General features: G+C 55.9%; 10 protein-coding genes and 1 pseudogene. 10 read left to right on the forward strand and 1 reads right to left on the reverse strand.

Annotated features, from left to right (window positions below; genetic code table 11):
- Positions 1-116: 116 nt before the first annotated feature.
- Positions 117-2,222: pseudogene (locus FFS57_RS20060) on the reverse strand (molybdopterin oxidoreductase family protein); the annotation flags it as partial.
- Between the two features lie 442 nt (positions 2,223-2,664).
- Between FFS57_RS20060 and FFS57_RS20065 the strand changes: the two are divergent.
- The 10 genes from FFS57_RS20065 to FFS57_RS20110 all read left to right on the forward strand — a co-directional run bounded on the left by FFS57_RS20065 (position 2,665) and on the right by FFS57_RS20110 (position 14,799).
- Positions 2,665-3,327, forward strand: coding sequence for a DUF6683 family protein (locus FFS57_RS20065; protein WP_137939609.1), 663 nt, complete (start codon positions 2,665-2,667; stop codon positions 3,325-3,327).
- Positions 3,328-3,564: 237 nt separating this feature from the next.
- Positions 3,565-3,906 carry an HU family DNA-binding protein gene (locus FFS57_RS20070; RefSeq protein WP_137939610.1) on the forward strand — a complete coding sequence of 114 codons (342 nt, stop codon included), beginning with the start codon at positions 3,565-3,567 and terminating at the stop codon, positions 3,904-3,906.
- Positions 3,907-4,098: 192 nt separating this feature from the next.
- Entirely contained in the window at positions 4,099-5,127 is a 1,029-nt protein-coding gene (locus FFS57_RS20075; protein ID WP_249384084.1) for a LacI family DNA-binding transcriptional regulator, read from the forward strand.
- Between the two features lie 799 nt (positions 5,128-5,926).
- Entirely contained in the window at positions 5,927-7,048 is a 1,122-nt protein-coding gene (locus FFS57_RS20080; protein WP_137939611.1) for an ABC transporter ATP-binding protein, read from the forward strand.
- A gap of 117 nt (positions 7,049-7,165) precedes the next feature.
- Entirely contained in the window at positions 7,166-8,434 is a 1,269-nt protein-coding gene (locus tag FFS57_RS20085; RefSeq protein WP_137939612.1) for an ABC transporter substrate-binding protein, read from the forward strand.
- 1 nt (position 8,435) lies between these two features.
- Positions 8,436-9,428 (forward strand): carbohydrate ABC transporter permease, encoded by a 993-nt coding sequence (locus FFS57_RS20090; RefSeq protein ID WP_137939613.1) that lies wholly within the window; start codon positions 8,436-8,438, stop codon positions 9,426-9,428.
- A 3-nt stretch (positions 9,429-9,431) separates the two neighbouring features.
- The gene (locus tag FFS57_RS20095; RefSeq protein WP_137939614.1) at positions 9,432-10,256 is read left to right on the forward strand and encodes a carbohydrate ABC transporter permease; all 825 of its coding nucleotides are present in this window, start codon (positions 9,432-9,434) and stop codon (positions 10,254-10,256) included.
- Between the two features lie 16 nt (positions 10,257-10,272).
- Complete coding sequence (locus tag FFS57_RS20100) at positions 10,273-11,889, forward strand: alpha-glucosidase family protein (RefSeq protein ID WP_137939615.1); 1,617 nt, start codon at positions 10,273-10,275, stop codon at positions 11,887-11,889.
- 222 nt (positions 11,890-12,111) lie between these two features.
- The gene (locus FFS57_RS20105) at positions 12,112-13,401 is read left to right on the forward strand and encodes a maltoporin (RefSeq protein WP_137939616.1); all 1,290 of its coding nucleotides are present in this window, start codon (positions 12,112-12,114) and stop codon (positions 13,399-13,401) included.
- Between the two features lie 378 nt (positions 13,402-13,779).
- Positions 13,780-14,799, forward strand: coding sequence for a phospholipase C/P1 nuclease family protein (locus FFS57_RS20110; protein WP_137939617.1), 1,020 nt, complete (start codon positions 13,780-13,782; stop codon positions 14,797-14,799).
- Positions 14,800-14,806 lie beyond the last annotated feature (7 nt).

Raw genomic sequence — 14,806 nt, forward strand, 5'->3', positions numbered from 1 at the left:
AACACAAGGGACTGCCGCCACCCAAGAACTACGGTGCGGACATTTCAACACTCATTCGCATGATCGAGGCGGGGGAACTTTGATCCCGTTTCAACCCACTTTTACGAATACCCTATGATTTTTTCAACCTGAATGGCCGTGTGCTTCAGTTCTGGTTGTTTGGACACCGGATCAAAACTGGACAGGGTCAGTGCATTGATGCCGCTCCCCGCCATGAACTGGCTGCCCCAGTGCATGGGTAGAAAAGCCTGCCCGACCCGGATATCCTCGGACGCAGCCACTCGCAATACCAACCCGCCACGGCGGCTTTTGATACGGACGATATCGCCCGATTGCAGCTGACGGCGGGCCATGTCAGCAGGATTCAACAGTAGTTGCGGCTCCTCGACATGGTTGAACAATCGCGCCACCTGGCCGGTACGGCTCATACCATGCCATTGATCCCGAAGCCGACCCGTGGTCAGTCGTAGTGGAAAACGGGCATCCGCCGCTTCCGCCACGGGCAGATACGGTGCGGCAATAAAGCGGGCACGGCCATCTGCCGTTGCAAACTGGCCATCGCCATACAACCTAGCCTGACCTTGTGGTGCACCTGCCGGTAACGGCCACTGCTGCGGACCGGCTTGATCCAGCAGCGCGTAGCTAAGCCCGGTGATATCCAGATCGCGCCCGGCAGTGCTGTGTTTGTGTTCGTCAAATACCTGTTCCACCGACGTGTAAGGAAACAATGTCGGTTGACCCGGCCGTAACCTGGCCTCAAGACGGTGGGCAAAATCAACCACAATAGCCCAGTCTGACCGCGCCTCGCCCGGTGGCGATACCGCTGGGTTGACATGTGTGATACGACGTTCGGAATTGGTGACTGTGCCCTCCTTCTCACCCCAGCTGCTGGCGGGTAGCAGTACATCTGCAAACGCCGTAGTATCGGTATGGCGGTAGGCTTCCTGAACCACCACCAATTCGGCAGTTTGCAGGGCCGAACGCACCAGATTCACGTCCGGCATGGATTGGGCTGGATTGGTACAGGCAATCCACACTGCCTTGATCTCACCTGAACGAATCGCCTCGAACAACTCCACCGCTGTTTTGCCAGGTTTAGCGGGTACAGCGTCCACACCCCACAGGCTGGCCACTTCGGCGCGATGATCGGGATTGGACAGATCCCGATGGGCGGACAGCAGATTGGCCATGCCCCCCACTTCACGCCCACCCATGGCATTGGGTTGCCCCGTCAACGAGAAAGGGCCGGCACCCGGGCGACCAATCTGGCCGGTTGCCAGATGCAGATTGATCAAGGCGGCATTTTTGTCGGTACCATGACTGGACTGGTTCAAGCCCATACAATAAAACGACAGCGTAGCGCGGCTTTCCCCAAACCAGCGTGCTGCCTGCTGCAGTTGCACTTCACTGATGCCACAGATATCGGCGACCATTTTGGGTGTGTAGTCTCGAACCAACGCTTTCAACTCTTCAAAGCCGGTAGTGCGACTTCGCACAAACACGTGATCCACCAAGCCATCCCAAAGCAGGATATGCAACATGCCATGGAACAGTGCCACATCAGTACCCGGCAGAATCGCCAAGTGCAAGTCAGCACTGGCCGCTGTGTCCGTTCGACGTGGGTCAACTACGATCAGTTTCAGGTGAGGGTTGGCCGCACGTGCGGCTTCAATACGACGAAACAGAATTGGATGGGCGTAAGCCATGTTGGCGCCTGCAATGAACATCACCTCGGCATGGTCGATATCCTCATAGCAGGTTGGTGGGGCATCGGCACCCAGCGTGGCTTTGTAACCAGCCACTGCAGACGACATGCACAGGCGGGAGTTCGTATCGACGTTATTGGTGCCGATCAACCCTTTGGCCAGCTTGTTGAAGACATAATAATCCTCTGTCAGCAGCTGGCCCGAGATGTAAAACGCAACGCTGTCCGGCCCGTACTCGGCGATGGTGGCAGCAAAACGTTCAGCCAGGTGATCCAGCGTGACATGCCAGCTCGTGGCTTGCAATGGTTGATCCCGGGTAGCACGTAAGGCGGGTTGGAGCAAACGGCCAGTATGGTGAGCCGTCAGATGCAGGGTGGACCCTTTGGTACACAAGCGCCCAAAATTGGCCGGGTGATCCGGATCACCTGCCACGCTGGCAATTCGCCCGTTTTCCACTCCAATCAATACCCCACAACCCACACCACAGTAACAGCACGTCGCCTTTACGGTTTGCATACAGCGTCCCCCTCCAGCACTGTTCAGCAAAAACCGCGCCACCCATCTTCAAATCTTGCCCAGATAGGCCATCACGCCATTTAGAGCCGCTAACAAAACCCAGCGAAGTGATTCTGGTTAGGCGTGCAAACGAAGGCAGTACGTGAGCACGACAAGTTTGCACAACAACACCAGAAGGGTTTTGTTAGCGGCTCTTAGTAGCGATTGACCAATCGCTCATGCAGCACATTACGGTGCATTCCACCATGCCAATTGCCTGATTCTGGTGCGTGCACTGCAACAATTTTCCTGGAAATCGCACCATTTCTGCACAGCATCCAGCTCGACGAAAAAGAGGCTTTCACATTGCACAACAAAGCCATACAATGCCCAGAATATGACATAAGAATAAAGCATCAATGCATGTAGCTCACCGCTACTGACCAAGCCAGGACGAGAAAACATGAGCCCACTGACCGACCCAGCCTATCCTGTCTACCATGCCCGCCATGACGATTCGACGACCGACCGCCTACGCTACGCCCGTAGCCTGATTCGTGATGTACTGGTAACAGCCGATACCAGTCATGGCCATGAAGGGTTGGCCTGGTCATCGGTGATGATAGCCTCGGCCGATCCACTGGCTCCCGTCAGGTTGGCTGCAGGCTGGCCGGTCAGCGATGCCGACCAGCGGCAGGCACAAGCGACTTACGAGCAACTGTTGCTGGCCTACCATTTGGATGTGATGGAAAAAGCCTGGCCAGCACATGATCTTGGTGTAGCGTTGGCGGTATTTCTGATCGGCAATTATCAGATGGCAACCGACCACTCATTGAATGACGACCTGCAACAAGCCCTGGTCAAGCAATTGCGTCAGCGCATCGGCCGACACGCTACACTGGCGGCCCTACCGGTGTTGACCCGTCAGGAACTGTTCGAAGAACTGGCCATTTCCGGAACCCTGATGTTGGCCATACTGTTGCAAAACTCCAACGGTATTCGTACTGACGCCATTTCATGGGCCAAGCCAACCGCACAGGACAATTTACAGACGCTATTGCGAATCCCGCATACGTCACTTTATTTTGATGAGGAAGGCGTTCACATCAACACCGGACTGGCTTGAATCCAGTTGTGATTTAGCTGGAATGGCAGATGAGGGCAAATCACAGCAAATACAGTTGAATTAACAGATATATTTTCTGAAAAAAATGACAAAAGCATCAATTTTATTTGCACACTCCCTGTGAAACCGCATCAATCTTGATTCAGAATGATTGCAAAATCCTCAAAAGCTTGCTTGAATGCGCAACCAGGCCGTTGTTGGCTGGCCTAAGTACTTTACTTACTAAAGGGTCTTCACATGCGTACCAAAAAAGAATTGATCGATGCGCTCGCAGAGCGTACCCAACAATCCAAAACTGCCACCGAAGCATTCATTGATGCATTTGGCGCTGCTGTTCAAGCATCGCTGGCCAAGGGCGACGAAGTGGTACTGCCCGGCATCGGCAAGTTCTCGGTAAAAGACAAAGCAGCCAAGACTGGCCGTAACCCCAAGACTGGCGAAGCGATCCAGATCCCTGCCCGCAAGTCCCCAGCATTCAGCGCTGCCAAAGCACTGAAGGACGCAGTTGATGTGAAGAAAGAAACTGCTCCCGCCAAAAAAGAAGCCGCGCCTGCCAAGAAAGACGCGAAGAAGAAGTAAGCCTGTTGGTTCCCAGCAGCATTCTGCCGGGCGGACAACCCATGTTGCGCCGCCCGGGCTGACCGGCAACTCCTCGTCTGCACCGGCTCAGGTTCTACCCAAAGCTTGTCATCTCGCGCTAGACTTCAATCGGCGATCTGCCACCTGTCGATTCCCTGAATTGATCGTTTCACCTTGAAACGTGCACAGCCCATGAACTCGTCCGATATCAACCTGAAACAACTGGCCCAACAACTGGGGGTCTCCAAGGCCACGGTCAGTCGTGCCCTGAATGGCTATCCAGAAGTCAATGCCGATACCCGTCGTCGGGTGTTGGAAGCAGCGCATGCCGCCGGCTACCGCCCCAATTCATTGGCACGCAGTCTGGCAGTCGGCCGTACCGACATGATCGGCCTCGTCTACCCGCTGCGCCCAAATGATCTGGGCAACCCCTTCTTCCTCAGTGTGGTATCCGGCATTGAGCAGGCTTTGCGAGCTCAAGGCAAAAGCCTGTTGATCGCCGCCGAGCCGGAAGAAGATCAGCTGGCGCCTTACCAGCAGTGGGTTCGCAGTGGCAGACTGGACGGTCTGATTGTGCCTCAGACTCGTATCAATGACGTCCGTTTTGATTTTTTGCGTACCAGCAACATGCCGTTCATTGCACATGGCCGGTTCAATACCGATCAAGGCTACGCCTGGTTCGACTACGACAATGAAGCAGGTGTCGCACTGGCCGTTGAACGGCTGGCGCAATTGGGCCACCAGCGCATTGCACTGATCAGTGCTCAACAACAGATGAGCTGCCATGTGCAACGCCGGCAGGGCTTCATGCATGGCATGCGGGCACATGACTTGCCGGTGCTGCCAGGTTACATGTTGTCCGATGTGACCACCCCGGAACAAGGTGAAGCCGCAACACACCAATTGCTGGCATTGACACCACGCCCAACGGCCATCGTGGTCGACAACAACATGGCCGCCGTTGGTGTAGTTCATGCACTGCAAAGTGTCGGGATTCAACTGGGGCGAGATCTCTCGCTGATTATTCACGACGAAATCCCCTACCTGAACTGGTTTGTCGGGCCGATTACATCGGTTGTACTGCCCAAGCCCGTCGATGCCGGCGCAAAAATTGCTGAACTGCTCTTGAAACGCATGGATGGCCAACCAGTGGAACAACTACAGGTACTTTGGCAACCGGCACTGGTGATCGGTGCATCTGACGGACCACCCCCGACGTGAACGCGAGCATGAGCAGATTTCCTGATACCTTTCGACATCCGTATTAATGTTTCCCCCAACTTGCCGGAACATGCCATTCATATGATGATGTAATGCTCTTGCTTACCTGTAGTACTGGTTTACACGCCATCATCATGGCAACGATGTCACTCAGCCAACTTCGCAGACTCATCCTACTGGACGAGATTTGCAGCCAGCTTGCCCCAGTTGGCCAACCCACCGCTGTGAATCTGGAACACACACAGCCCGTTACCCCAAACACCCCGACTGAAAACGGTACCGAACCTGAGTGTGTGAAGCCGATCACTTAGATGTTTGATGTCTTATTGCGCGACCACAATCGGGGCTCATGTGCTGCTCAACATCCTCATGTATTACACCTACACTCCTGTTTTTTCGCTGCGCTTCACCCCGCTGGTGGCCGCTCATCACAGACCTTGAACAGGTTCTTAACGCCGCTAACAAAACCCAGCGAAGTGGTTCTGGTTAAGCGTGCAAACAAAGGCAGTACGAGAGTACGACAAGTTTGCACAACAACACCAGAAGGGTTCTGTTAGCGGCACTTAGTGTAACGCGGTGAAATCAACTGGTACTGCCATACCGGCCTGCAACATAGGCGGTTGCATGTGCAATACAAGGTTTCCTGCTCAGCGATCAATCAGCCCTCGGTTGCGCCCATTCGCCAGTAACACAGCACTTGCATTGAGTATAGGGTTTTCCCTTACTTGCGATTCAAACCGGTTTAAATAATGATGACAACACACTGAAACCGGTTTAAATCAAACAAGGAGCCGTTATCGTGGCATCGCTGTCGTTGACTCAACTACGTAAAACCTTTGGCGACACCACGATCATTGGCGGGGCCGATCTGCATGTCCGTTCTGGTGAATTCGTGGTATTCGTCGGCCCATCCGGCTGCGGCAAATCAACCCTGCTGCGCATGATTGCTGGGCTGGAGGATATCTCCGGTGGCCAGTTACATATCGATGGTGTCCTGGCCAACGACTTGCCGCCCGCCAAGCGGGGCATTGCCATGGTGTTCCAGTCCTATGCGCTTTACCCGCACATGACCGTGTTCGACAACATGGCATTCGGGCTGACCCTGGCCAATCAAAGCCGACAAGACATCGAACAGCGGGTCACCGATGCCGCTCGAATCCTGCACATTGACCATTTGCTGCAACGGCTACCCAAGGCACTGTCTGGCGGTCAACGTCAGCGCGTCGCCATTGGCCGCGCCATTGTCCGACAGCCCAAAGTCTTTCTGTTCGACGAACCGCTCTCCAACCTGGATGCTGCATTGCGGGTACAAATGCGCATCGAATTGGCCAAGCTGCACCGTGAACTCGGCAGTACCATGATTTATGTGACCCACGATCAGGTTGAAGCAATGACGCTGGGCGACCGTATCGTCGTCCTGAATGGCGGGCGCATTGAGCAGGTTGGCACGCCGCTGACGCTCTACCACACCCCAGCCAACAAATTTGTTGCCAGCTTTCTTGGCTCGCCGACAATGAATTTTCTGCCTGCACAGGTCGACAGTTACCTGGGTGACAGGCTGAAAGCGCGGTTGCGTGATGGCAACCTGGTTGAGCTGGGTCACGTGATGCAACCTCAATCAATCGGTACACCGATCGAACTTGGCATACGTCCTGAACATATCCAGCAAGCAGCATCGGGTGAGCCAGGTATCGCGCTGACAGTGGACGCTGTGGAACACCTCGGTGAGGCCACTTTGGTCTATGGCCGGCTGGGCCAACACGCAGATGAATTGGTAGTCAAACTGGATGGGGAGTGTCGTGTGGCGCCGGGTAATACACTGGCGCTGCAATTCGATCCACAGCATGTCCATGCCTTTGCCGACAACGGTGCATCACTACTGTATGCAACAAACCGAGCGGTATCCGTAACAACGCCATAGATCGTGTCATGCCCCCGCAACCGTGGCGGCGCGATAGCCCGGTTCAACACAGTTGTTGGGACGTTTTTCTTAAACCGGTGGGCACAGACCTGCCGGCAGATAACAACAGGAGACAATATGAAACGTCGTGCCATCCCTTTCGTCTTGACCGCAGGCTGGTTGCTGTCGGCCGGCGCGCTCCAGGCGGCAACTGTCAGCATCTATTGTGGCGATGTCGGTAAAGAGCGCGAACTGTGCCAGCAAGGTGTCGAGCTGTGGTCGAAAAAAACTGGCCATACGGTCAAGGTCATTTCCAAACCCAATGCGTCCAACGATGCGCTGACCGTAGCACAACAGATGCTGGCATCAGGTTCCGGCGATATCGACGTGATACAGATCGACGTGGTGTGGCCCGGCATTCTGGCGCAACATCTGCAGGATCTGACACCGTATGCCAAAGACGCAGCGGCAGCGCATTTCCCGTCCATCGTCAAAAACAACACCGTCAATGGCAAGCTATTGGCCATGCCGTGGTTTACCGATGCCGGTCTGCTGTATTACCGCAAGGATCTGCTGGAAAAATACCAGGCAGGTGTACCAAAAAGCTGGGAAGAACTGGCTGACATCGCCGCCCGGATACAAGCTGCCGAACAGAAAGCCGGTAACACCAAGATGGTTGGCTTCATCTGGCAGGGCCGGGCCTATGAAGGCTTGACCTGCAACGCGCTGGAGTGGGTTGCCAGCTATGGCGGTGGTTCGGTCGTGGAAGCCAATGGCAAGCCATCGATCAACAATCCCAATACGGTCGCGGCGCTCAAGCAGGCTGCCAGCTGGATTGGCAAGATTACGCCCAAAGGTGTGCTGAACAGCGCCGAGGAGGAAGCACGCGGCACATTCCAGTCCGGCAACGCCGTATTCATGCGCAATTGGCCGTATGCCTGGGCATTGGCCCAGTCGGGCGACAGCAGCATCAAGGGCAAGGTCGGGGTTGCCCCGCTGCCCAAAGGTGGCGCCAATGGCAAAAGTGCGGCCACGCTGGGCGGCTGGCAGTTGGCGGTCAGCAAGTACTCGAAAAACCCGGCCATCGCCGCCGATCTGGTGATGTTTCTGGTCTCCCCACAGGAACAGAAACGTCGTGCCATCTCCGGGGCGTTCAATCCGACCTTGCCCAAACTGTATACCGATGCTGAGGTCCTGAAAGCCAACCCGTTCATGGGAGAGCTGCAATCGGTCTTCCAGGCAGCCGTGGCACGTCCGTCCACGGTGACCTCCTCACGTTACAACCAGGTCAGTAACGAGTTCTACAACGCCGTCCATGCCGTGCTCTCCGGTACCGCCACGCCAGACAACGCAGTGAAGGATCTGGAACAACGGCTGAAGCGGCTCGCACCTGGCGGAAAGTGGTGACATGGTGAACCAGCCCTCTGCCACCCCCCTTGAGCTGGCTGTGGCCGGTACCCGCCCCGTGGGTACTGGCCAACCCAAACGCCAAAGCCAGCTGACCCGCAGCCGCGTACGTGCCGCCTGGCTGTTTCTGCTACCCATGTTGCTGGTATTGCTGGGGGTGGCGGGTTGGCCGCTGGCTCGTACCATCTGGTTCAGTCTGACCGATGCCAATCTGTCGAACCTTGCCGATGCCAAATTCATCGGGCTGGATAACTACCTGCAACATGTTGACGGCGAATGGTATGGCGTATTGGCTGACCCTGACTGGTGGCAGGCCGTGCGCAATACACTGCGCTTCACTGTCATCTCCGTTTCACTGGAAGTCGTTCTGGGCATGGTGATTGCGCTGGTGCTCAACCAGTCCTTTCCTGGGCGTGCCTGGGTGCGGGCCGCGGTACTGGTTCCCTGGGCCATCCCTACCATCGTGTCAGCCCGAATGTGGTCATGGCTGCTGAATGACCAGTTCGGCATGATCAATGATCTGTTGCTCAACGTTGGCCTGATCCACGCGCCACTCGCCTGGACTGCTACGCCAGAGCTGGCGATGTGGTCGGTGATCATGGTGGACGTGTGGAAGACCACACCGTTCATGGCCCTGCTGTTGCTGGCCGCATTGCAGATGCTACCTGGTGATTGTTATGAAGCAGCCAAGGTGGATGGCATCCATCCGGTCAAAGTCTTCTTCCGCGTCACGCTGCCCTTGATCCGGCCCGCGCTGATGGTGGCAGTGGTATTCCGTGTACTGGATGCGCTGCGGGTATTCGACCTGATTTTTGTGCTGACCGCCAACAGCCGTGCCACCAGTTCCATGTCCGTCTACGCCCGTCAGCAGCTGTTCGATTTCCAGCAGGTGGGCTATGGCTCGGCAGCCGCCACGGTGCTGTTCTTCATCGTGGCCTTGCTGACAGCGGTCTACATGATGGCCAACCGTGTTCGTTTCGACGATGAAAGGTAAGCCATGAAAACCCTCAAATCCGTCAGCTTCGGCCTGCTGGTCAGCCTGATTGTGCTGTATGCGGTGTTCCCGTTCTATTACGCCTTTGTGTCGTCGCTGACATCGCCGGCCGAGCTGTTCACCGTGCATTACTGGCCCACTGGTTGGCACTGGGACAACTATGCAGCCCTGTTCCGCGATCAACCCTTTGGCCGCAACATCCTCAGCTCGTTGCTGGTGGCCGTGGCAACCGTCGCCATCTCGCTGCTGTTGTCTGTCACCGCAGCTTATGCCTTGGGTCGAATCCGCTTTCGTGGGCGGGGACTATTGCTGCTGTGTGTGCTGGCGGTGTCCATGTTCCCACAGGTTGCCGTGCTGTCCGGCCTATATGAGCTGGTGCGGGCCCTGGGCCTGTATGACCACCTGGCTAGCCTGGTGTTGTCATACATGATCTTCACCTTGCCCTTTACCGTTTGGGTACTGACCACCTTCATGCGCGATCTGCCTAAAGAAGTGGAAGAGGCCGCACTGGTCGATGGCGCCAGTGCCTGGGTCATCGTCACCCAGGTGTTCATGCCGCTGCTGTGGCCAGCGCTGGTCACCACGGGCTTGCTGGCCTTCATTGCCGCGTGGAACGAATTCCTGTTCGCCCTCACCTTTTTGCTTTCTACCGAAAACCGCACCGTACCGGTTGCCATTTCGATGATCAGCGGTGCCAGCGAACATGAATTGCCGTGGGGTCGCATCATGGCCGCCTCGGTGATTGTCACCGTGCCCTTGGTGGCACTGGTGCTGGCTTTCCAGCGCCGTATCGTCTCCGGCCTGACTGCCGGGGCCGTCAAAGGTTAACTTCCCGGATTTTTACATGACTAAACAACAAGATTGGTGGCGCAGTGGCGTGATCTATCAGATCTACCCACGCAGTTTTTTCGACAGCAATGGCGATGGCATCGGTGATTTGCCGGGCATCACACAGCGGCTCGACTATGTCGCCGAACTGGGGGTGGATGCAATCTGGCTGTCACCCTTCTTCACCTCACCAATGAAGGATTTCGGCTATGACGTATCGGACTATCGAGGCATCGACCCGATGTTCGGTACGCTGGCCGACTTCGATCAGCTGATCACCAAGGCCCATGCTTTGGGCCTCAAGGTGCTGATCGATCAAGTCATCAGCCACTCATCCGATCAACATCCATGGTTTCAGCAAAGCCGCCAACAGCGCGATGGCAACTATGCCGACTGGTACGTATGGGCCGATGCCAAGGCCGACGGCAGCCCCCCCAACAATTGGCTGTCGTTGTTTGGCGGCTCGGCCTGGCAGTGGGATAGTGGCCGGCAGCAGTATTACCTGCACAACTTCCTGGCCAGCCAACCTGATCTGAATCTGCACAATCCGTCAGTACGAGCAGCATTGCTGGAGGACATGCGCTTTTGGTTGGATCGTGGTGTGGATGGCTTCCGGCTGGATACCGTCAATTTCTACTTCCACGATGCCGAGCTACGTGACAACCCGCCGTGGACAACACGTGGCGAGCTGGCAGAAGGCGTACCCGCCAGCAACCCGTATGCGTTGCAGCATCACCTATACGACAAGACACGGCCAGAGAACCTGGGCTTTTTGCGGGAACTGCGTACGCTGCTGGATCAATATGGTGCCGTAACCGTTGGCGAAATCGGCGCAGATGACTCGATTGGCGTCATGGCCGATTACACCAGCGGTCACGACAAGCTGCACATGGCTTACAGCTTCCACCTGCTCACCGAACGTTTCTCGGCAATGCTGGTACGCGATTCGGTAAGCGAGATGTGGCAACGGCTTGGCAGTGGCTGGGTCAGCTGGTCATTCAACAACCACGACAATATTCGCGTTGTCACCCGCTGGCGACACGAAGGGGATGATCAGGCCTTTGCCAAGCTGTGCATGGCGCTGTTACTCTCACTGAAGGGTACACCCTGCCTGTATCAGGGGGAGGAGCTGGGCCTGCCTGAAGCGCATGTGCCCTTCGAACAGCGCAAGGACCCTTATGGCCTGGCATTCGGCCCATCCTTTATCACACGCGATGGTTGCCGTACCGGCATGCCTTGGCAAGCGAAACAGCCACATGCTGGATTCAGCACGGCCGAACCCTGGTTGCCCATCCCCACCAGCCATTTGCCACTCGCCGTCGATCAGCAACTCGATAACCCTGATTCGGTGTTATCGGCTTACCGTCGCTTTTTAGCATGGCGCAAACGGCAACCCGCGCTATTACAGGGTGAATTGCGCTTCATCGATTGCGACGAACCCTTGTTGATGTTTGAACGGCAGCATGCTGACCAGCACCTGTTATGTGTCTTCAATCTGGGACATCAACCCCGCCACCTTACCCTGCCTGCCCTCACCCAGGCGCTGCCCGACCATGGCCTGCCCTTCCAGCAGCAAGACCTGTTGCTGACGCTGCCTGGCTATGGCGTCTATATGGGGGCATTCACCGATTAAGCTCCATCCGTAACCATCAAGCCGGCTAAGTGCCGGCTCCACCGAAACCGGTTTCGGTCCCATGACACCACAAATTGGTGCGGCATATAGCCGCACAGACTGTGTGCAGCCTGCGTTTTCTACCAAAACCGGTTTCGGTCACAAAAAACCAAGAAATCGACTGATCGATTCCACAGCAAAGCCCGACTACAGGGCGTTTCGCAACAGTAAGGAGGCAACATCATGCAACACAAAGCGTTTTGTACCGCCATGGCAGCAGCCTTGATCGTGCTTGGTCAGCAGGCCACGGCGGCAGACATGGATTTCCATGGCTATTTCCGTAGCGGTGGGGGAAGCAGCAACAAAGGTGGCAAGGAAGCCTGCTTTCGCCTGCCGGGTGCCAGCATGGGTTTCTTCAGGCTGGGTAATGAGTGCGATACCTATGCCAGCCTGGATTTTGGTGCCAACCTGGGTAAAACCGCCAACGGCATCGGTTTTCGGGTGGTCGCCAACGTGGCCTATGGCACGCAACAGATCAACAACTGGGAACAAAGCACACCCGCCTGGCGACAGGTCTATGCCGAAGCTAGCGACATTGGCAACGGCGCACTGGAAAAAGCCAAATTATGGGTTGGCAAACGCTTCTACAAAAACCCGGACGTCCACATGTTGGATTACACCTGGTGGGAACCTGCCAATGGCCCGGGCGCAGGCATTGACGGCATCGAGTTGGGGCCGGGCAAGCTGGCTTATGCCGTGCTGCGGCAAGGTGATACCGATTGGAACGCAAACAGCAGCCTTGGTGATTACCGCCCTGGCATCGTCAACGGCGGCAAACGTGCCGTGACCAACCATGATCTACGCTGGCAAGACATTGAAACCAACCCCAACGGCCGGTTGACCATCGGCGCCAACTTCGTCAAGTCCAACAATCGCGATGGCGAAGCTGGCAAAAACGGCATCACCCTTACACTGAACCATGTCCAACATGATCCATTCGGCTGGGGTGGTTTCAACAGCTTCATCGTGCAGGCAGCACGTGGCGCAGCCAACCTGAATGGCAGCGGTACGGTCGGCTATACGGGCTCTCACCGTGGGTGGCGGGCCATTGAATACCTGGTGATCGAACCGAAAAACACCGCGTTCACCGGTTCGTTCGTGGCTGCCTATGAAAGCGATGGCGAACCTGGCAAAACCAACAAGATGTTCACCATCGGCGGACGCCCGCAATATCACTTTGACGATGCCTACAGTGTGGCATTCGAGATTGGCATGCAACAGCTGAAACCCGGCGACAGCGGCCCGACCCGGCGCCTGAGCAAGTTCACCATTGCACCTCAGCTGTCGATGGGCCGGTCCATCTGGTCGCGGCCGGCATTGCGTCTGTATTACACCTACGCCACATGGAACGACGCAGCCAAACAGGCTGGGCCGGTTGTCTGTACCGGGCGAGACTGCGCCACCGATACACTGAGCTTTGCCAATAACAACAACGGTAGCTCATATGGCGCGCAAGTCGAAGCCTGGTGGTAATTTTCGCTGCTTTGCTGCCGGCAGTTGATATGGGTAAGTGCCGAATTTTGCCCCTCGGTACCCCCATGCGTTCCAGGCAGTGTTTTACTTGTCACCCTTCCGCCGCGGCTTGTCCGCGGCTTTTTTTCACTTCCGCATATATCCGCACCTCACACTGCTTGCAACACTCGGGGCCGGCCATCCGCATAAATTCATCTCATCAAGTACTGGTAAGGCTTGCAGCCTAATACCTGAATCAATGACTCAGGTATTCACATCATTACATCAATATCAATAGTCACAATCAATTAGAGTTATTATTCGAAAATATTCTAACGTTGTTAACATTCACGCAAAAATAAGCAAATAAGATGAAGTCATCACCATGGAGGAAAGACAATGAAACCAAAGCTATTGCTGTGTGCAGTTGCGATGTTGGGCGTCACCTCAGTTGCACATGCATGGACTCAAGAGACGCATCGCCGCATCGTGCTGGATGCGGTTGAATTCATGAAAAACAACCCATCGATCACCAATTACGACAAGCTGCTGGCAGGCGTAACACGTGCCGGGTTGACCATGGATGCTTTTGCACAGGCCATCGGCCAGGGTGCCTACGATGTGGATGACTTCGCCGATACTTACATTTGTGGCGCCGTGACCGGCGATTGCCAACGCGCGCCGTTGTGGGGAACCACCGCCAGCCTGATCAATTACACATCGTATTGGCACTTCCAGAACCATGCAGCGGGCCGCGACGTACATGGCAACCCATTTGGCGGTTATAACTATGCCAAACTGATCAAGCCGGGTGATGTCGACAAACTGGCCGCCAGCTGGCTGAAAGGCGACCATCTGGATGACGGTGCAGGTGGCATGAAGGGTTGGTTTGGCGATGGCACCAAATACAACAGCTATGGCATCACGGAAGCCAATTACCGCTTGGGTGGGACTTCCCGGCCAGCGATGTATGCCGATTTCGAAACCGCGCCATTTCAGCCGCTCGACAATCTGGGCCAATACTGGTGGCAACAGTTTCTGTCCAAACCCACCGCGCAAAGCCTGGGCTTTGTGCTGCATACCACTGACTTGCTGCAGCCACACCATACCTGGACCTCATCCGGCAATCACCATGTCGGCTGGGAACGGTGGGTGGATGACTACTACTACCAAGAGAAGCTCAATGAACCGGCGCTGGTCAAAGCAGCACTCATCAACTTTACGCCCATTGCCAGCAATGCCATCGATATCCGCAGCCTGCTGACTCAAGGCGGCAGTTTCTCCTATGCCAACGGCGGCACCGTGCTGTCCTCTACCGGCAGTAACGACCGCAAGGTCGTTGCCCGCAAGAGTGTGCCGCACGCCATCGCCATGGTGGTACACATCCTGAATCGCGCTGCTGAACGACTCGTCAATTAACCGGGGT

Source organism: Chitinivorax sp. B (assembly GCF_005503445.1).
Taxonomy (GTDB): Bacteria; Pseudomonadota; Gammaproteobacteria; order Burkholderiales; family SCOH01; genus Chitinivorax.